We start from the raw sequence: 19,794 nt of genomic DNA on the forward strand, positions 1-19,794 counted from the left end.
AATGTTGATAAGGGCAGCCTTTCAAACCGATACAGGAAAAGTCCGTCAGCATAATGAAGATGATGCAGGTATTTTTGAAGCAAAAGAAGACACACTTCTAGCTGTTGTAGCAGATGGAATGGGAGGTCATCTTGCTGGTGATGTAGCCAGCAAGATGGCAGTTTCTTCTTTAAAAGAATACTGGCAGGAAACATCTTCAATTCCAAATAAACCAGCCGATCAAGAAAATTGGTTAATCTCAAAAATTAGCGACATTAATGACCAAGTATACGAACATGCGAAAAACAATGAGGAATGCCAAGGAATGGGGACGACCATCGTTTGTGCGCTCGTTCATTTGCAAACGGTCACAATTGCCCATATTGGTGACAGCCGCTGCTATTTGCTAAGAGAAGGCGCGCTGACCCAATTAACAGATGATCACTCACTAGTGAATGAGTTAGTGAAAACAGGAGAGATTTCAAAAGCGGATGCAGAATATCATCCGAGAAAAAATGTGCTGACCAAAGCGTTAGGAACGGATAAACACGTTCAAATTGATGCACGAACTTTTGAAGTGGATCCAGGAGATCAAATTTTGCTTTGCTCAGACGGATTATCGAATAAAGTAGAAGAAGAACATTTGATTCAGATTTTATCGCAAACAACCGCACCAGATGAAAAAGTAACAGAGTTAGTTCAAACAGCGAATGACAACGGCGGTGAAGATAACATTACAGCAGTACTGTTAGAAATCTCCTCCCAAACAGAGGAGGGTGACAGCAAGTGTTGATCGGAAAAAGGATCAGCGGCCGTTATCAAATTCTTCGCGCCATAGGCGGAGGCGGAATGGCCAACGTTTATTTGGCGGAGGATATGATTTTAGATCGCGAAGTGGCGATTAAAATTTTACGGTTTGACTTTGCAAGCGATGATGATTTTATTAGACGGTTCCGGAGAGAAGCGCAATCAGCAGCCAGCTTAGATCATCCGAATATTGTCAGTATCTACGATGTAGGAGAAGAAGATGACATTTATTATATTGTCATGGAATATGTCGAGGGGATGACGCTGAAAGAATACATACACGCCAATGGACCGCTTCATCCAAAAGAAGCCGTTCGCATCATGGAGCAAGTCGTTGCGGCGATGGAAGAAGCCCATGCGAAACAGCTCGTCCATAGAGACATTAAGCCTCACAATATATTAATAGACAACTTGGGGAATATCAAAGTCACTGATTTTGGCATTGCCATGGCACTTAGCTCAGCGACCATTACCCATACGAATTCTGTTCTTGGCTCCGTGCATTATTTGTCCCCAGAGCAAGCGCGCGGCGGTCTTGCAACGAAAAAGTCAGACATTTATTCACTTGGTATTGTTCTTTATGAGCTGATTTCAGGACGCATGCCATTTGAAGGAGAATCCGCTGTCAGTGTGGCACTGAAGCATTTGCAATCAGAGCCGCCATCTGTGAGAAGATGGAATCCTTCTGTTCCGCAAAGCGTGGAGAACATCATTTTAAAATCGATGGCCAAAGATCCATTCTATCGATACGAAGATGCATCTGAAATGCAAAAAGACTTAAAAACGGCTTTTGACCCTGCAAGACTAAAAGAAAAGCGCTTTGTCATTGAAGAAGATCATGAAGCAACAAAAGCCATTCCTATTATAAAAGATCATCAAGTCGATCAAGACAATGAAAAAACAGCCGTCCACCCGGTTCAAAAACCAAAGAAAAAAGAGAAACAAAAACCGAAGAAAAAACGGAAAAAATGGCCGTGGATTGTAGCATCGATCTTATTTGTTTTGACGGCTGCGACCATTTTAGCGATCACGGTCTTCCCAGGATTACTCTTTCCAAAAGACGTAGAGGTAACCGATGTTTCTGGCATGACGGTTGAAAAAGCGGAAGACACCTTGAAGAAAGCCGGATTTACCGTCGCTTCTGAACCCATTGATATTGCCGACGAGAAGATTGAAAAAGGGCTGGTTGTCAAAACAGACCCGAAAATCGGAACGAAGGTAAAAGAAGGGACAGAAATTCAGCTTTATCAAAGTACAGGTAAAGAAAAAACCGAATTACCTGATGTAACTGGTGAAAAGGTCGAGAAAGCAAAAGAACTATTAGAGAAAAAAGGGTTTAAACAGGTTGTTGTAGAGGAAGTGAATGATAATGACACAGAATCAGGCATTGTCATGGAACAGAAACCTTCCGCGAATACAGAACTTGTCGCAGCAGATGAAGAAGTCACATTGACCGTCAGTATAGGCCCTGCCGATATTACCTTACGGGATTTAACGACGTATAGTAAACAGGCTGCATCAAATTATCTAGAGGATAATGGACTAAAGCTAGATGAAAAAGAAGCATATTCTGACGATGTGCCAAAAGGTGAGGTTATGAAGCAGGAACCGGGAGCTGGGACAGCTGTTAAACCTGGTGATACGGTCAAAATTACGTTCTCTCTTGGCCCAAAAGAGAAACCGGCTAAAACGGTGACTGAAAAGATTGCGATCCCGTATGAACCAGAAACAGAAGGACAAGAAATGAATGTTCAAATATCCATTGACGATGCAGAACATAGCATTTCTGATTTATATGAAACCTTTAAAATCACTGCGCCTACTGAGCGAACGATTAAATTTAAGATAGAACCTGGTCAAAAAGGATACTATCAGGTGACAGTGGATGATAAAGTAGTAAGCTCCAAAACGATTGAATACCCTGATGATGAATAAAGGAGGGACTTTATGCCTGAGGGCAAAATTATTAAAGCATTAAGCGGATTTTATTATGTGCTGGATGAGTCTCTAGAAAGTGGCAAAGTAATTCAGTGTAGAGCAAGAGGGATTTTTCGTAAAAACAAAATAACCCCGCTTGTTGGAGATTATGTCGTCTATCAAGCAGATAACGATAAGGAAGGCTATTTGCTGGAAGTAAAAGAGCGGACCAATGAGCTGATTCGCCCGCCTATTAGCAACGTTGATCAAGCGGTGCTCGTTTTCTCAGCAGCAGAGCCGACCTTTAGTACATCGCTGTTAGACAGATTCCTAGTGCTTGTTGAAGAGAGCCAGATTGAACCGATTATCTGCATCACAAAAATGGACTTGCTGAAAACAGAGCAAGAGCGAGAAATGATTCAAGCCTATGCAGAAGACTATCGCCAAATTGGATACGACGTTCATTTAACATCGACGATCGAAGGGGATGGAATTGAAAAGCTGACCCCGCATTTCCATCACAAAATTACTGTATTTGCAGGTCAATCAGGTGTAGGGAAGTCTTCTCTCTTAAATGCGATGAGTCCTGATTTAGCACTGAAAACAAATGATATTTCCTCCCATCTTGGCAGGGGGAAACATACAACAAGACATGTGGAACTCATTCGAACGGCTGAAGGGCTCATTGCCGATACACCAGGATTCAGCTCACTTGAATTTACAGGTATCGAAGCGGAAGATTTAGGGCTCTATTTCTTAGAAATCAGAGAGAAGAGTGCAGAATGTAAATTCAGGGGCTGTTTGCACGTAAAAGAACCTGGATGTGCGGTAAAAGAGGCAGTAGAAGACGATCGCATCAGAGAGTATCGCTATCAGCATTATTTAGAGTTTTTAACTGAAATTAAAGACAGAAAGCCGAGGTACTAAATCATGGTTTATATTGCCCCATCCATTTTATCAGCCGATTTTGCCAATCTGGAGAAAGATATCCGTGATGTGGAACAAGGTGGAGCGGATTATATTCATATTGATGTGATGGACGGTCATTTTGTACCGAATATGACATTTGGACCAAATGTAGTGGAGGCGATCAGGCCGCATACAAAGCTGCCGCTCGATGTTCACTTAATGATTGAGCAGCCAGACCAGTATATCCCTGCATTTGCAAAAGCGGGCGCTGATATTATTTCTGTTCATGTTGAAGCGTGTCCACACTTACATCGCACGATTCAGCATATAAAAGAACAAGGTGTCAAAGCAGGGGTTGTTTTAAACCCGCACACACCCGTTTCTCAAATCGCGCATGTATTAGAGGATGTTGACCTAGTCTTATTCATGACGGTGAACCCTGGTTTTGGCGGACAGGCGTTTATTCCATCTGTTCTCTCAAAGGTAAAAGAAGTAAAGACACTTAGTGAACAAAAAGGCTTAACTGATTTACTCATTGAAATAGATGGCGGTGTCAATGTAGAGACAGCAAAGAGCTGCAAAGAAGCAGGCGCTAATCTACTTGTTGCCGGCTCAGCGGTATATGGGAAAGAAGACCGCGCGGCGGCCATTCAGGCCATTCGAGAAGCATAAGAAAAAGAACCAAAGTCATTGTGATCTTTGGTTCTTTTTCAATGGAGAGGAGCGTAATCATGCACATACATATCGTAGCCGGCGGTCCTTTTGCGTACATCCCGCCGCTTGATCATGAAGCATCTGAGGAGGACATTCTCTGGGTCGGCGTAGATCGGGGGACCCTTTTCTTACTAGAGCATGGCATTGTACCTGACAGAGCATTTGGTGATTTTGATAGTGTGACAGAAGAAGAGCTTCATGAACTGAAAAAGAAATTGCCTGCACTCAATCTATTTCAGGCAGAGAAAGATGAAACGGATTTAGAACTTGCGCTGAACTGGTCTTTGCGTCAGAATCCAGCACATATTCAAATTTACGGCATCACAGGCGGAAGAGCAGATCATTTTCTTGGGAATATCCATCTCCTTTACAAAGGCATTCAGCACAAACAGAGCATGACCCTTGTAGATAAACAAAATATCATTCAAATGTTTGGACCTGGTACATACGAAATCAAACAAGACTCGGATAAAAAATATGTGTCGTTTTTGCCCTTCGGTACATCGGTTGAAAAGCTGACATTAAAAGGTTTCAAATATCCTCTGAAAAATTGTCATATTGAGCCTGGTTCCACACTATGTATTAGTAACGAACTCATCCACTCAAATGGTACTTTTTCTTTTCATGAAGGCATATTAATAATGGTAAGAAGCAAAGATTGACCAACCTATCAATGTGGATGGCTGATTAAGCTCAATTGTGCTGCAAGCGGTACTTTTAGGAGGGGGACAAAATGAAATTTTATACAATCAAACTGCCTAGATTTCTTGGCGGCATTGTCCGTGCGATGCTTGGTTCATTTAAGAAAGATTAATGAGTAATCTCCTTTATTTCCACATAAAAACGCCTGCTACAGTTAAATGTAGCAGGCGTTTACTCTTGCTTATACACGCTCAACTTTACCAGATTTCAAAGCTCGAGCTGATACATATACTCTTTTAGGCTTACCGTCCACTAGAATACGAACTTTTTGAAGGTTCGCGCCCCATGTACGTTTTGTAGAGTTCATTGCGTGAGAACGGTTGTTCCCAGCTTTTGTTTTTCTGCCTGTAATAACGCATTTACGTGCCATTTGTTTCCCTCCTAACTGCGAAAACATCATCATATTCTTCATATACGTACTTAGAGATGCCTCAAGATACTTTAATAATTTACCACAGCTTCAAGGGGTTTGCAAGGATTGTTTGCTCCTCTTTCAAGAAAAATACCTTGACATCTTGATAAAAAATCAAGGCTATAGTATAAGTAGGATTGGGTCGGATTGAATGATTTCTTTTAAAAAGAAGGGTCTTATAGTAAAATAGTGATAACTCAGGGCAATTTCTCAAAAAGGGGGAACCAATGTGTCCATTGAACTTAGAACGAAATACGGACAAATTGATATATCAAATGAAGTCATTGCAATGGTGGCAGGAGGCGCTGCGATCGATTGCTATGGTATTGTTGGCATGGCGTCCAAAAATCAAATAAAGGACGGCTTGACGGATATTCTCCGCAAAGAGAACTTCAGCCGGGGTGTTCTTGTGCGTCAAAAAGAAGATCGCATTCATATTGATATGTACATCATCGTCAGCTACGGTACAAAAATATCAGAAGTCGCACATAATGTTCAAACGAAAGTCAAATATACGATTCATCACACGATTGGACTTTCAGTTGACTCAGTCAACATTTATGTACAAGGAGTAAAAGTTACGAACCCGTAGTAAGGAGGAAATATATTGTCTATTAGAAATCTGGGTGGCCGCTCATTTGCAAAAATGATTCTTGCAGGTGCTCACCATCTTTCTCAAAACGCACAAATTGTTGATGCGTTAAATGTTTTTCCAGTGCCAGACGGAGACACGGGGACAAATATGAATTTGTCAATGACTTCAGGGGCAAAAGCAGTTGAAGAAACAAATACCGATCACATTGGTAAGGTCGGTGTGGCTCTGTCGAAAGGGCTGTTAATGGGGGCAAGAGGAAACTCAGGTGTGATCCTGTCTCAGCTCTTCAGAGGTTTCAGCAAAAATATAGAACAAAAAGAAACAATTGACGCAAAAGAATTTGCGCTTGCCTTGCAGGCTGGTGTTGATACAGCATATAAAGCCGTCATGAAACCGATTGAAGGAACCATCTTAACGGTTGCAAAAGACGCAGCAAAGAAAGCGGTTGCTGTTTCAGCAACAGAAGACCAAATCGATCGTGTGCTTGAATTAACGATTGAGGAAGCAAGAGCATCACTTGACCGCACACCAGATCTCCTTCCTGTTTTAAAAGAAGTCGGCGTTGTAGATAGCGGCGGTAAAGGACTTCTTTGTGTATATGAAGGTTTCCTTGCTTCATTAAGAGGAGAAGAGCTTCCTCCTAAAACGGCCTCTTTGCCAACATTAAAAGAATTAGTGAGTGCAGAGCATCATAAAAGTGCACAAAGCCATATGAACACAGAAGATATTGAATTTGGCTATTGTACAGAATTTATGGTGAAATTCGAAGAAGACAAACAGTCCTTTGACGAAAATGCCTTCAGAGAAGAATTAAGCGAATTCGGAGATTCACTTCTTGTGGTATCTGATGATACGCTTGCAAAAGTTCATATTCATGCAGAGCAGCCAGGAGATGTCTTATCATATGCACAGCGCTACGGCAGCTTGATTAATATGAAAATTGAAAACATGAGAGAGCAGCATAGCTCGATCGTCAATGAAGAAAAAGATCACTCGCCTGCTGCACCAAAAGCAACAGCTGCTGAAAAACAGCGTTTTGGAGTAGTGAGTGTCGCAATGGGAGAAGGGATTGCTGACTTGTTTAAAAGTATCGGAGCATCCGTCGTCATTGAAGGCGGACAGACAATGAATCCGAGCACAGAAGACATTGTCAAAGCAATTGATAGCATTCATGCCGAAACCGTCTTTATCTTACCTAATAATTCTAATATTGTCATGGCAGCTAAACAGGCGGCAACTGTCTCAAGTCGTGAGGTCGTTGTTATTCCGACAAAGACCGTTCCTCAAGGAATGTCGGCACTTCTTTCTCTAAATGAAGCAGCTTCAAATGAAGACAATGAAGCAGCGATGTTAGAAGCGATTGATCATGTGAAAAGCGGCCAAATTACCTTTGCAGTGAGAGATACTCAAATTGATGGGATCGACATTGCCAAAGGCGATTATATGGGCCTATACAATGGAAAAATCACCTTAACAGCTAAAAATCAATTAGATGCAGCAAAAGAGCTTTTGACCCAAATGGTGACAGAAGATGATGAGATTGTCACAATCATCAAAGGGGAAGATGCATCATCTGATGAGATGGAAGCTTTAGAAGCATATATTGAAGAAACATTTGAAGATGTAGAAGTTGAAGTCCACGATGGAAAACAGCCGCTTTATTCATATATTTTGGCTGTTGAATAAAGAAAGAAGGGCACATGAAGCCCTTCTTCTTCTTTTGCATTTTTTTACTATGTGTTCATCGGTGAAATGAGTTGCGGGAATCGAATGAATCCATTAGTCTAAAGGGAGTAACAAACCAATCTGTGATTGGTGATGAGAGGGGAAGACCTATGAAATTTAGAAGTGTGTTTGATATTATTGGACCCGTCATGATTGGTCCATCAAGTTCGCACACGGCGGGTGCGGCTCGTATTGGAAGAGTGGCTCGCAGCTTGTTCGGAAGAGAACCGAAACGAATTACTGTATCGTTTTATGGCTCTTTTAAAGATACGTATAAAGGACACGGGACAGATGTAGCCATTATCGGCGGTGTTCTTGACTTTGATACATTTGATGAACGAATTAAAACAGCGATCGATATTGCAAAAAGCAAAGAAATCGACATTGAGTTTAAAGAAGAAGATGCGGTACCAGCGCATCCAAATACAGCAAAAGTAGAAATTTCAGATGCGAATGGAAGCCTTGAATTAATCGGGATTTCCATTGGCGGAGGTAAAATTGAAATCACAGAATTAAATGGCTTTGAACTGAGACTCTCAGGGAATCACCCGGCCATTCTTGTGGTTCATAACGACCGTTACGGGACGATTGCAGCAGTTGCCAATGTGTTAGCGAAATTCGCCATCAACATTGGTCATATGGAAGTGGCACGTAAAGAGGTCGGGCAAGAAGCACTCATGACGATTGAAGTGGATCAGAATATTGATCCAGCGGTTTTAACAGAGCTTGAGACGCTGCCAAACATTATTCAAGTCACACAAATTGCAGAGTAACAACAAGGAGGTTATGTATGATGTTTAAAAACGTCAAAGAACTCGTGCAGCTAACAGAAGAACGGAATACCTCCATTTCAGAAATTATGATTACTCAAGAAATGGAAGTGACAGGGAAGTCACGTGAAGACATTTTCTCACAGATGTACCGCAACCTAGAAGTGATGGAACAGGCCGTTGAAAACGGACTGAAAGGTGTGAAATCATTATCTGGTTTAACAGGCGGGGATGCGGTGAAACTTCAAGCATATATCGCATCAGGCAAAACATTGTCTGGTCATACCATTTTAGATGCTGTCAGTAAGGCAGTGGCAACAAATGAAGTGAACGCAGCAATGGGAACGATCTGTGCAACGCCTACAGCTGGCTCAGCAGGTGTTGTGCCAGGAACGCTCTTTGCAGTGAAAGAAACATTAAAGCCAACAAAGGAACAAATGGTCAGATTCCTATTTACATCTGGTGCATTTGGTTTTGTTGTCGCCAATAACGCAAGTATCTCTGGTGCAGCAGGCGGCTGTCAGGCAGAAGTAGGATCTGCATCAGGTATGGCAGCAGCAGCCATTGTAGAAATGGCAGGCGGTACGCCACAGCAATCCGCTGAAGCCATGGCCATCACCCTAAAAAATATGCTAGGTCTTGTTTGCGATCCAGTCGCAGGACTTGTGGAAGTGCCATGTGTGAAACGAAACGCAATGGGCGCTTCTAATGCGATGATTGCAGCAGATATGGCACTTGCCGGCATTACAAGCCGCATCCCTTGTGATGAAGTCATTGATGCGATGTACAAAATTGGTCAAACGATGCCAACCGCTCTTCGTGAGACTGCACAAGGCGGACTTGCTGCAACACCGACAGCTAGGGAGCTTGAAAAGAAGATTTTCGGAGGTGTGACCTCATCTCGTGATACAGAAATTGCAAGATAAGATCTCTGCCTTGAAAGGGATTGGAGAAGAAACAGAAAAAACCCTAAATGAACTTGGAATCTACACAGTAGCCGATTTACTCGGCTACTTTCCTTATCGATATGACGACTATGAGCTTCGCAACTTAGAAGAAGTCAGGCATGACGAACGTGTCACAGTTGAAGGAAAAGTGCACAGTGAGCCCGTTCTCACCTATTATGGAAAAAAACGAAGCAGGCTGACATTCAGGCTGCTTGTCGGTCGTTTTTTGATTACAGCCATATGCTTCAATCGCCCTTATTTAAAACGAAGTCTTGTTTTAGGCGATACGGTATCCGTCACAGGGAAATGGGATAAAAACCGGCAATCCATTATGGTTCAGGAATTTAAAAAAGGAACACACGAACAAGATGGCAGTATAGAACCTGTTTATTCGGTCAAAGAAAATGTAACCGTGAAAATGATGAGGCGTTTTGTGAAACAAGCGTTGTCACTCTATGTAGACCATGCAGAAGATCCACTGCCAAAGCAGCTTGTAGCTGCTTATAAACTCATGTCTTATCAAGAAGCACTAAAAACCATTCATCTCCCTGAAACGAGAGACTCGCTCAAGCAAGCAAGACGACGCTTCGTGTACGAGGAATTTCTCATCTTCCAGCTGAAGATGCAGGCGATCAGAAAAAAAGAACGAGAAAAAACATCAGGCATCCAGCATCCGTTCTCAAAAGAGGCGGTCTTTGAGTTTGTTCATAGCCTGCCGTTCCCGCTGACAAAAGCACAATCAAGAGTGCTGGATGAAATTATGTCAGATATGGCATCCCCGTACCGAATGAACCGGCTTCTTCAAGGGGATGTTGGATCGGGGAAAACAGCTGTAGCGGCAATTGCCCTTTATGCCGCTCATTTATCCGGCTTTCAAGGTGCGCTGATGGTGCCAACTGAAATTTTGGCTGAACAGCATGCCGATTCACTGTATCAGTTATTTGAAAAATGGGGGCTAAATATTGCTCTTTTGACGAGTTCAGTGAAAGGAAAGCGCCGCAGAGAACTGTTTGAACGTCTGAAAGAGGGAGATATTGATATTTTAGTCGGCACGCATGCCCTTATCCAGGACGAAGTGGAATTTCAGCAGCTTGGTCTTGTTATTACAGATGAACAGCACAGGTTCGGCGTGGAACAGCGGAAAAAACTGCGAAGCAAAGGACAGGACCCAGATGTTTTGTTTATGACCGCAACGCCGATTCCAAGAACGCTTGCCATCACAGTATTTGGAGAAATGGACGTCTCTGTCATTGATGAGCTGCCAGCTGGCCGAAAGCAGATTGAAACGTATTGGGTGAAGCATGACATGCTTGAGCGGATTCTTGCTTTTGTTGATAAAGAGCTGAGAAAAGGCAGACAAGCGTATATTATTTGTCCACTTATAGAAGAATCAGACAAACTGGATGTCCAAAATGCGATTGATGTTCACAGCATGCTGACAGAGGCGTATCGCGGAAAATGGTCGATCGGCTTAATGCACGGGAAACTTGCAAGTGATGAAAAAGATCAAGTGATGAGAGATTTCACTTCCAATGAAGTGCAAATCCTTGTGTCAACGACAGTTGTTGAAGTTGGAGTCAACGTGCCAAATGCGACCATCATGGTCATTTATGATGCGGACCGTTTTGGGCTGTCACAGCTTCATCAGTTAAGAGGCCGGGTCGGACGCGGAGAGCATCAATCTTTTTGTATTTTAATGGCGGACCCTAAATCAGAGACCGGTAAAGAGCGCATGCGGATCATGTCTGAAACAACGGATGGCTTTGAACTGTCTGAAAAGGACTTAGAACTAAGAGGCCCTGGCGACTTCTTTGGCAAAAAACAAAGCGGAATGCCTGAATTTAAAGTGGCAGATATGGTTCATGACTATAGAGCGCTTGAAACCGCTAGAAAAGATGCGGCAGAGCTCGTGCAGTCTGAAGCCTTTTGGACAGACCCTGAATACAAAGAACTTAGGCAAACACTCGTAGACAGCGGTGTGCTTGGCGGAGATAAATTGAGCTGATCAAGTGCTGGAGGAATTTTCTTGTCTTTTTGAAACAAGGATTGATTTATCATCTATGAGATTATATACTACTATTAGTACCTAGTCATAAATGTACGGATGGTGTCTGCATATGAAACTAAATAAAAAAGAACGACAAAGGCTTCTCCAGCAAACGATCAGCTCGACTCCGTTCATTACTGATGAAGAATTGGCAAGTAAGTTCGGTGTAAGCATTCAAACAGTTCGTCTTGACCGTTTGGAGCTGTCAATCCCTGAATTACGCGAACGAATTAAGCACGTGGCCGAAAAGACATTAGAGGATGAAGTGAAGTCTCTTCCGCTGGATGAAGTCATTGGAGAAATGATTGATGTAGAGCTTGATGATCAAGCGATTTCCATTTTTGAAGTAAGAAAAGAGCATGTATTCAGCCGTAACCAAATTGCCAGGGGACATCATCTTTTTGCCCAGGCAAATTCGCTGGCAGTAGCCGTCATCGACGATGAACTGGCTTTGACAGCAAAAGCAAATATTAAGTTTACAAGGCAGGTCAAACAAGGCGAAAGAGTCGTCTCAAAAGCCAAAGTTGCCTCACATGATAAAGAAAAAGGCAGAACCGTAGTTGAAGTAAACAGCTATGTAGGTGAGGAAGTTGTCTTCTCAGGCGATTTCGTCATGTATCGCTCAAAACAAAAGTAAAAGGTGGCACATAATATGAGAATTGCAGTCGATGCAATGGGGGGAGATCATGCCCCTAAAGCCATTATTGACGGTGTGCAAAAAAGCTTAGAAGCATTTTCAGATATCGAGATTACACTAGTCGGCGATGAAAGCAAGATCAAATCATACATAACAAATCATGAACGCATCACGATCTTAGATGCAAAAGAAGTCATCGAACCAACGGATGAACCAGTGCGTGCAGTGAGACGTAAAAAGGATTCTTCTATGGTGAAAATGGCGCAGGAAGTTTCAGAAGGAAGAGCAGATGCCTGTATTTCAGCTGGAAATACTGGGGCACTCATGACAGCAGGCCTGTTTATCGTAGGCAGAATTGATGGCATTGACAGACCAGCACTTGCTCCGACGTTGCCAACACTTGATGGCAGCGGGTTCTTATTGTTGGATGTCGGCGCAAACGTTGATGCAAAGCCAGAGCATCTTGTGCAATATGCCATGATGGGATCTATTTACGCAGAGCATGTCTTCCCGAAGAGCAATCCACGCGTTGGACTTTTAAATGTCGGGACAGAAGATAAAAAAGGCAACGATTTAACGAAAAAAACCTTTGAATTATTAAAAGCATCAGATTTGAATTTCGTAGGAAATGTAGAATCGCGTGACTTATTAGAGGGTGTAGCTGATGTCGTTGTCACAGATGGTTTCACTGGGAATATCGCCCTTAAAACGATCGAAGGCACAGCCCTTTCTGTTTTTAAAATGCTGAAAGAAACCTTAACATCCAGCTTCACAGCTAAAATAGCAGCAGGTATGATGAAGCCAAAATTAATGCAGATGAAATCTAAAATGGATTACTCCGAATATGGTGGTGCCGCATTATTTGGTTTAAAAGCACCCGTTATTAAAGCGCATGGTTCCTCTGATGAAAATGCGATTTTTCATGCCATTCGTCAGGCGCGCGACATCGTTAAAAAAGACGTTTCAGCTATCATTCATCAAGAAGTTCAAAAAGAAGACACGAATGAGTCGTAATGGAGGTAGAGCAGCATGAGTAAAATTGCTTTTTTATTCCCAGGCCAAGGCTCTCAAAAAATTGGCATGGGAAAAGATTTATTTGACCAAGAAGCAGCATCTAAAGCTGTGTTTGAAAAAGCAGATCAGACCCTTGGTTTTGATTTATCTTCAATGATTTTTGAAGGAGATGCAGAAGAACTGACGCTGACATATAATGCACAGCCAGCTCTTTTAACGACAAGCATCGCGATCTTAAAGAAATTTGAAGAGAGCGGAATCAAAGCAGATTATGCAGCAGGGCACAGCCTGGGTGAATATACGGCCCTTGTTGCAGCGGGAGCTCTTTCGTTTAAAGATGCCGTTTTCGCAGTGAGAAAGCGCGGCGAATTAATGAATGAAGCCGTTCCAGCAGGAGAAGGCGCAATGGCGGCAATTCTTGGCTTAGACCAAGCAGCGCTTGTAGAAGTGACAAAAGAAGTGACAGAAAGCGGTCATCTTGTAGAACTTGCGAACTTAAACTGTCCGGGCCAAATCGTCATCTCTGGTACAGCAAAAGGTGTGGAACTTGCATCAGAGAAAGCGAAAGAAAAGGGCGCAAAACGTGCAATTCCACTTGAAGTGAGTGGACCTTTCCATTCTGCATTAATGAAACCAGCAGCTGAAAAATTCACAGATGTATTATCTAAATTAGACATTTCTGATGCCGCGACGCCAGTGATTTCAAACGTAACAGCAGACATCGTGACATCACGTAATGAAATTGAAACGAAGCTGATTGAACAATTGTATTCTCCTGTTCGATTTGAAGAAAGTGTAGAACGCCTGATTGACTTAGGCGTGACAACATTTATTGAAATTGGTCCTGGTAAAGTGCTCTCAGGTCTTGTGAAAAAAGTCAATCGCCGCCTGACGACCATTTCCGTATCAGATCAAGAAACAATTGAAGCAGCCATTCAAACACTCAAGGGGGATTCTTGATGCTTACAAATAAAACAGCCGTTGTCACAGGTGCATCTCGCGGTATTGGTCGTTCGATTGCGATCGATTTGGCGAAAAAAGGTGCCAATGTTGTGGTGAACTATTCAGGCAACGAAGCAAAAGCAAATGAAGTCGTAGATGAGATCAAAGCACTTGGCCAGCAGGCTTTTTCTGTCAAAGCGGATGTGTCAAATGCAGAAGAAGTACAGGCATTAATGAAACAAGCCGTTGATACATTTGGTTCAATCGACATTCTTGTGAATAATGCTGGAATTACAAAGGACAACCTGCTCATGAGAATGAAAGAAAATGAATGGGATGATGTCATTAACATAAACTTAAAAGGTGTCTTCAACTGTACAAAAGCTGTGACACGTCAAATGATGAAACAGCGCAGCGGAAGAATCATCAATGTAGCATCTGTTGTCGGCGTTTGCGGAAACCCTGGACAAGCAAACTACGTTGCAGCAAAAGCTGGTGTGATCGGTTTAACGAAAACAACAGCGAAAGAGCTGGCAAGCCGTCATATTACAGTCAATGCCGTAGCACCAGGCTTTATTTCTACTGATATGACTGACAAGCTTGATGAGAATGTTCAAACAGAAATGCTGAAGCAAATCCCGCTCGCACGCTTTGGTGCGCCTGAAGATATAAGCAACGTTGTTGTCTTTTTAGCTTCAGAAGGAGCAGGTTATATTACAGGCCAAACCATCCAAGTAGATGGCGGAATGGTTATGTCCTAAGAAATATCAAAATTTCGTTACGTTTTCTCTAGTTTTTTAAAAACGAATCAACTATAATACTTTGAGGGGAGGTGAAAGGCAATGGCAGACGTATTAGAGCGTGTATCAAAAATTATTGTAGACCGCCTTGGCGTTGATGAGGCTGACGTGAAAATGGAAGCTTCATTTAAAGAAGATTTAGGCGCTGATTCCCTTGATGTAGTTGAGCTAGTTATGGAACTTGAAGATGAGTTCGATATGGAAATTTCTGACGAAGATGCTGAAAAAATTGCAACAGTCGGTGACGCTGTGAACTACATAAATAGCCAGCAATAAGCGTAACAAAGTCCCGTCTATTTTCATGGCGGGACTTTGAAAATTTATGTTAGTTTCAACATATTCAGCTGATCAATTGTCAGCCTTTTTCAGATGCTAAGGAGCACGGTTTCCTTGCATGTAGAAAGAGAGACTCCATATAATCAGTATCCTTAAAGGCGATGACGCCTACCTGGAGGTTGCTATGCCAAAACACTATAAAGACAAACAGAAACAGAGCAAAAAACTAGAGCAATTCAGAGAATTTCAGCAGCGCATTTCTGTACACTTTAAAAATGAAAAACTACTCTATCAAGCCTTTACACATTCCTCTTATGTGAATGAGCATCGGAAAAAACCTTATGAGGATAATGAAAGACTTGAATTTTTAGGGGACGCTGTTTTAGAATTGACGATCTCACAGTTCTTATTTGCAAAGTATCCAGCCATGAGCGAGGGAGATTTAACAAAATTGAGAGCGGCGATCGTATGTGAGCCATCACTTGTGTCATTAGCACATGAGCTGTCCTTCGGAGACCTTGTTCTTTTAGGAAAAGGGGAAGAAATGACAGGCGGCAGAAAGCGTCCGGCACTCTTAGCAGACGTATTTGAGGCGTTTATCGGAGCGCTTTATTTAGATCAAGGACTTGAGCCTGTTGAACGATTCCTAGAAGCCTATGTGTACCCGAAAATTAATGACGGGGCATTCTCACATGTTATGGACTTTAAAAGCCAGCTTCAAGAATTTGTTCAGCGAGATGGAAAAGGTGTACTTGAATACCGAATCCTGCATGAAAAAGGCCCAGCACATAACCGGGAATTTGAAGCCAATGTATCCCTTAGAGGAGAAGTGCTCGGAATTGGAAATGGCCGTTCAAAAAAAGAAGCGGAACAGCATGCTGCACAGGAAGCACTTGCTAAATTACAGAAACATCATATGAACCAATAAAATCCCCCTCGTGATTCAGGGGGATTTCACTCTGTTTTCCATCATCTTTTTTCAGTTCATATGGTAAGATAATAGTACTTTAAATACATAAGGAGGATCACTCTCATGTTCCTCAAACGTTTAGACGTGATAGGATTCAAATCTTTCGCACAGCGGGTGACTGTAGACTTTGTCAAAGGGGTTACAGCTGTTGTTGGACCAAACGGAAGCGGCAAAAGTAATATTACTGATGCGATCCGCTGGGTACTTGGAGAGCAATCAGCAAAAAGCCTCCGCGGAGGAAAAATGGAAGACATCATTTTTGCAGGAAGTGACTCAAGAAAACGAGTCAACTTAGCAGAAGTGACATTAACGCTCGATAACGAAGATCACTTTTTGCCGATCGATTTTCACGAAGTCAGTGTGACAAGAAGAGTCTATCGTTCTGGAGAAAGTGAATTTCTCATTAACAATCAATCTGTCCGCTTAAAGGATATTATTGATCTTTTCATGGATTCAGGTCTTGGAAAAGAAGCTTTTTCGATCATCAGCCAAGGTAAGGTAGAAGAGATTCTATCGAGTAAAGCTGAAGAAAGACGTAGCATCTTTGAAGAAGCAGCTGGTGTCCTGAAATATAAAACAAGAAAGAAAAAAGCCGAGAATAAACTGTTTGAAACGCAGGACAACTTAAACCGGGTAGAAGATATTCTGCATGAACTAGAAGATCAAGTAGAACCACTAAGAATGCAGGCATCTATTGCAAAAGACTATTTGCAAAAGAAAGAAGAACTTGAAAATGTAGAAATTGCTCTCACCGTCCATGATATTGAAGCACTGCACAAAAAATGGACAACACTTGGTGAAGCTGTCGAGCGGTTCAAACAAGATGAAATGAAGCAGTCCACAGACATTCAAGCGAAGGAAGCCAAAATCGAAGAATCGAGAGACCGTATTCAGGCACTTGACGATTCGATTCATGACCTTCAAGAAGTCCTCCTTTTCACAAGTGAAGAACTAGAAAAACTTGAAGGGAAAAAAGAAGTTCTAAAAGAACGGAAAAAAAATGCGGCCGCTAACCAAGGTCAGCTAGAAGATACGCTCGTGCGTTTAACCGAAAAACAGGCGTTGTTAACGGAAAAGATTGAACAGCAGAAAGTCACACGTGACAGCCTGCAAACAGAAGTGCAGCAGCTAAAAGATGAAGTGAAAACAAAACAGCATCAGCTGTCTCTTCATAGTGAAGATGTGGAAGGGCAAATTGAACAGCTGAAAAGCGATTATTTTGACCTATTAAACGAGCAAGCTTCTATCCGAAACGAACGTAAATTACTAGAAGAACAGCAGCGCCAAGCAGCCTTGCAGCTAGAGCGGTTAACGCAAAATAATCAGAAACATATCGAAGAACGGGTATCTGTGAAGGAAAAGAAAACAGAAGCCGAGAAGCAACTTTCAGAACGAGAAGAAGACATTTTGGCTCAGGTGAAACGCTTTAGAGAAGCGGAACAAAAGCTAGAGCAGATGAAACGTCAATACGAGAAAAAAGAAACAGCTCTTTACCAAGCCTATCAATATGTACAGCAGGCAAAATCTAAAAAAGAAATGCTTGAATCCATGCAGGAAGACTTCTCAGGATTTTTCCAAGGAGTGAAAGAGGTTTTAAAGGCAAAGGACCGGTTAGGCGGTATTCACGGGGCGATTGCAGAGCTGATTCAAACAGAGCAGCAACATGAAACAGCGATTGAAATTGCACTTGGCGCAGCCACGCAGCATGTCGTTACTGAAAATGAAGCGGCTGCCAGACAGGCCATTGGATACTTAAAGCAGCATTCCTTTGGGCGTGCGACCTTCCTGCCGATGAACGTCATCAAAGAACGAACCATTCAGTTCAGAGATATTCAAACAGCTGAGCAGCATGACGCATTTATCGGCGTGGCGAGTCAGCTCGTTTCCTTTAACGAAAAGTATGAAAAAGTCATTCGGAATTTGCTTGGAACGGTCCTGATTGTTCAAGACTTAAAAGGTGCCAACGAGCTAGCGAAAATGCTTGGACATCGTTATCGTATCGTGACCCTTGATGGGGACGTCGTGAACCCAGGCGGTTCAATGACTGGGGGAGGCGTAAAGAAAAAGAACAATTCCCTCCTGTCCAGAAACCGAGAGATTGAAACATTAACAAAGCAGCTCGTTGAAATGGAAGAAAAAACAACGATCCTTGAAAAAGAAACAAAAGAAACGAAGCAATCGATTGCCGAAAGCGAAGTCCAATTAAATGAATTGCGTCAGCGCGGCGAAATGCTTCGAGAAAAGCAGCAAGAGTTAAAAGGGACATTATATGAACTGCAAGTAGCTGAAAAAAATATTAACGCTCATCTAGAGCTCTATGATCAAGAAAAAGAAGAGTTGCAGCAGCGCTCTAGCGAACTTGCGAGCAAGGATAAAGAGCAGGCAGCCCTTGAAACATCTATAGGTGAGAAACTGACCTCTCTTGATGAAGAGATCAACACGTTAACAAAACGGAAACAGACCCAAAGCTCAACGAAAGAAACCATTTCTTCCGAATTAACAGAGCTGAAAATCTCGCTTGCCAAAAAAGAGCAGTCTTTAGCAAATGAACAAGAAAAACTGTCGAGCTTAACGGCTGAATTAGAAGAGGCTGAAAAGACGCTGACAGAAACAAAAGAAGATTTGTCCCTCTTAACAAGTGAAATGTCATCCAGCTCAAGCGGCGCCGAACAACTGGAAGAAGCGGCAAAAGAGAAACTGGAACATAAAAACAAAACGACAGCGCTTATCTCAGAGCGACGCAAACAGCGCCTGGCTCTTTCTGAAACATTAGAATTCGCTGAACGTGAACTGAAAGAGCAAAAACGCCTGTATAAACAGCTCACGACAAGCTTAAAAGATGAAGAGATCAAGCTTGGCCGCATGGAAGTTGAACTTGATAACCTCATCGCCTATTTAAACGAAGAGTATGCCCTTTCGTTTGAAGGAGCAAAAGAAATGTATCATCTGACGCTATCGCCGGATGAAGCAAGAAAACGCGTGAAATTGATCAAACTAGCCATTGAAGAGCTTGGAACAGTGAACTTAGGCAGCATTGACGAGTATGAACGTGTGAATGAACGTTTTCTCTTCTTAACTGAACAGCGCAATGATCTGACAGAAGCGAAAAATACGTTATTCCAAGTCATTGAAGAAATGGATCAGGAGATGACGAAACGTTTCTCTGAGACATTCTCTCAAATCCGCGGGCATTTTGAATCTGTTTTCCAAGCATTATTTGGGGGAGGAAGAGCAGACCTTAAGTTGACAGATCCAAACGATTTACTAAACTCAGGTGTCGATATTGTGGCGCAGCCGCCGGGGAAAAAGCTGCAAAATCTAAGCCTGCTTTCAGGCGGAGAAAGAGCATTAACAGCCATCGCTTTATTATTCTCGATCTTAAAAGTGAGACCAGTACCATTCTGTGTGCTAGATGAGGTAGAAGCGGCGCTTGATGAAGCGAATGTGTTCCGCTTTGCTCAGTATTTAAAGAAATACAGCCAAGAAACACAGTTCATTGTGATTACACACCGAAAAGGAACCATGGAAGAAGCAGATGTTCTGTACGGTGTCACGATGCAGGAGTCAGGTGTCTCAAAACTGGTATCTGTCAAACTAGAGGAAACGAAAGAGCTTGTCCAGTAATTAAAGG

Annotated in this window: 19 protein-coding genes; 18 read left to right on the plus strand and 1 reads right to left on the minus strand. The window is 42.4% G+C overall.

The features are described from left to right. Position 1 precedes the first annotated feature (1 nt). The 6 genes from M2369_RS10990 to spoVM all read left to right on the plus strand — a co-directional run bounded on the left by M2369_RS10990 (position 2) and on the right by spoVM (position 5,140). Positions 2–772, plus strand: a complete 771-nt coding sequence (locus tag M2369_RS10990; RefSeq protein ID WP_034647887.1) for a Stp1/IreP family PP2C-type Ser/Thr phosphatase — start codon at positions 2–4, stop codon at positions 770–772. Continuing rightward, entirely contained in the window at positions 766–2,721 is a 1,956-nt protein-coding gene (pknB, locus tag M2369_RS10995; RefSeq protein ID WP_041090547.1) for a Stk1 family PASTA domain-containing Ser/Thr kinase, read from the plus strand. The genes M2369_RS10990 and pknB overlap by 7 nt, the downstream gene beginning before the upstream one ends. Before the next feature lie 12 nt (positions 2,722–2,733). Next, a complete protein-coding gene (gene rsgA, locus M2369_RS11000; RefSeq protein WP_259254204.1) occupies positions 2,734–3,630 on the plus strand; it encodes a ribosome small subunit-dependent GTPase A in 897 nt (298 codons plus the stop codon). A 3-nt stretch (positions 3,631–3,633) separates the two neighbouring features. Beyond that, a complete protein-coding gene (gene rpe, locus M2369_RS11005; RefSeq protein ID WP_058337360.1) occupies positions 3,634–4,284 on the plus strand; it encodes a ribulose-phosphate 3-epimerase in 651 nt (216 codons plus the stop codon). A gap of 59 nt (positions 4,285–4,343) precedes the next feature. Continuing rightward, positions 4,344–4,988: a thiamine diphosphokinase gene (locus tag M2369_RS11010; protein ID WP_047947055.1), complete on the plus strand. Its 645-nt coding sequence runs from the start codon at positions 4,344–4,346 to the stop codon at positions 4,986–4,988. Positions 4,989–5,059: 71 nt separating this feature from the next. Beyond that, on the plus strand, positions 5,060–5,140 hold the full coding sequence (gene spoVM, locus M2369_RS11015; RefSeq protein ID WP_008354550.1) for a stage V sporulation protein SpoVM: 81 nt from the start codon (positions 5,060–5,062) through the stop codon (positions 5,138–5,140). Between the two features lie 69 nt (positions 5,141–5,209). Here the strand turns inward: spoVM and rpmB are convergent, their stop codons facing one another. Then, a complete protein-coding gene (rpmB, locus tag M2369_RS11020; RefSeq protein ID WP_003212514.1) occupies positions 5,210–5,398 on the minus strand; it encodes a 50S ribosomal protein L28 in 189 nt (62 codons plus the stop codon). Positions 5,399–5,669: 271 nt separating this feature from the next. Between rpmB and M2369_RS11025 the strand changes: the two genes are divergently transcribed. The 12 genes from M2369_RS11025 (at position 5,670) to smc (ending at position 19,787) form a co-directional block, all read left to right on the plus strand. Continuing rightward, positions 5,670–6,032, plus strand: a complete 363-nt coding sequence (locus tag M2369_RS11025) for an Asp23/Gls24 family envelope stress response protein (protein WP_008344871.1) — start codon at positions 5,670–5,672, stop codon at positions 6,030–6,032. A 15-nt stretch (positions 6,033–6,047) separates the two neighbouring features. Further along, positions 6,048–7,721, plus strand: coding sequence for a DAK2 domain-containing protein (locus tag M2369_RS11030; protein WP_017367228.1), 1,674 nt, complete (start codon positions 6,048–6,050; stop codon positions 7,719–7,721). Positions 7,722–7,870: 149 nt separating this feature from the next. Then, a complete protein-coding gene (gene sdaAB, locus M2369_RS11035) occupies positions 7,871–8,533 on the plus strand; it encodes an L-serine ammonia-lyase, iron-sulfur-dependent subunit beta (RefSeq protein WP_017367229.1) in 663 nt (220 codons plus the stop codon). A gap of 20 nt (positions 8,534–8,553) precedes the next feature. Beyond that, positions 8,554–9,456, plus strand: coding sequence for an L-serine ammonia-lyase, iron-sulfur-dependent, subunit alpha (gene sdaAA / locus M2369_RS11040; protein ID WP_024720342.1), 903 nt, complete (start codon positions 8,554–8,556; stop codon positions 9,454–9,456). Further along, entirely contained in the window at positions 9,434–11,482 is a 2,049-nt protein-coding gene (gene recG, locus M2369_RS11045) for an ATP-dependent DNA helicase RecG (protein WP_259254209.1), read from the plus strand. Before sdaAA ends, recG begins: the two co-directional genes overlap by 23 nt. A 112-nt stretch (positions 11,483–11,594) precedes the next feature. After that, positions 11,595–12,161, plus strand: coding sequence for a transcription factor FapR (gene fapR / locus M2369_RS11050; protein ID WP_008344859.1), 567 nt, complete (start codon positions 11,595–11,597; stop codon positions 12,159–12,161). 15 nt (positions 12,162–12,176) lie between these two features. Further along, positions 12,177–13,175, plus strand: coding sequence for a phosphate acyltransferase PlsX (gene plsX / locus M2369_RS11055; RefSeq protein ID WP_017359101.1), 999 nt, complete (start codon positions 12,177–12,179; stop codon positions 13,173–13,175). Positions 13,176–13,190: 15 nt separating this feature from the next. Beyond that, positions 13,191–14,135, plus strand: coding sequence for an ACP S-malonyltransferase (gene fabD, locus M2369_RS11060; protein WP_168948693.1), 945 nt, complete (start codon positions 13,191–13,193; stop codon positions 14,133–14,135). Next, the gene (gene fabG, locus M2369_RS11065) at positions 14,135–14,878 is read left to right on the plus strand and encodes a 3-oxoacyl-[acyl-carrier-protein] reductase (RefSeq protein ID WP_168948692.1); all 744 of its coding nucleotides are present in this window, start codon (positions 14,135–14,137) and stop codon (positions 14,876–14,878) included. The genes fabD and fabG overlap by 1 nt, the downstream gene beginning before the upstream one ends. 81 nt (positions 14,879–14,959) lie before the next feature. Beyond that, the gene (gene acpP, locus M2369_RS11070) at positions 14,960–15,193 is read left to right on the plus strand and encodes an acyl carrier protein (protein ID WP_003212028.1); all 234 of its coding nucleotides are present in this window, start codon (positions 14,960–14,962) and stop codon (positions 15,191–15,193) included. Between the two features lie 184 nt (positions 15,194–15,377). Continuing rightward, a complete protein-coding gene (gene rnc, locus M2369_RS11075) occupies positions 15,378–16,121 on the plus strand; it encodes a ribonuclease III (protein ID WP_017367233.1) in 744 nt (247 codons plus the stop codon). Positions 16,122–16,226: 105 nt separating this feature from the next. Next, the gene (smc, locus tag M2369_RS11080; protein WP_041507314.1) at positions 16,227–19,787 is read left to right on the plus strand and encodes a chromosome segregation protein SMC; all 3,561 of its coding nucleotides are present in this window, start codon (positions 16,227–16,229) and stop codon (positions 19,785–19,787) included. The last annotated feature ends 7 nt before the right edge of the window (positions 19,788–19,794 follow it).

This window comes from Bacillus sp. JUb11 (assembly GCF_024807925.1).
GTDB lineage: Bacteria > Bacillota > Bacilli > Bacillales > Bacillaceae > Bacillus > Bacillus altitudinis.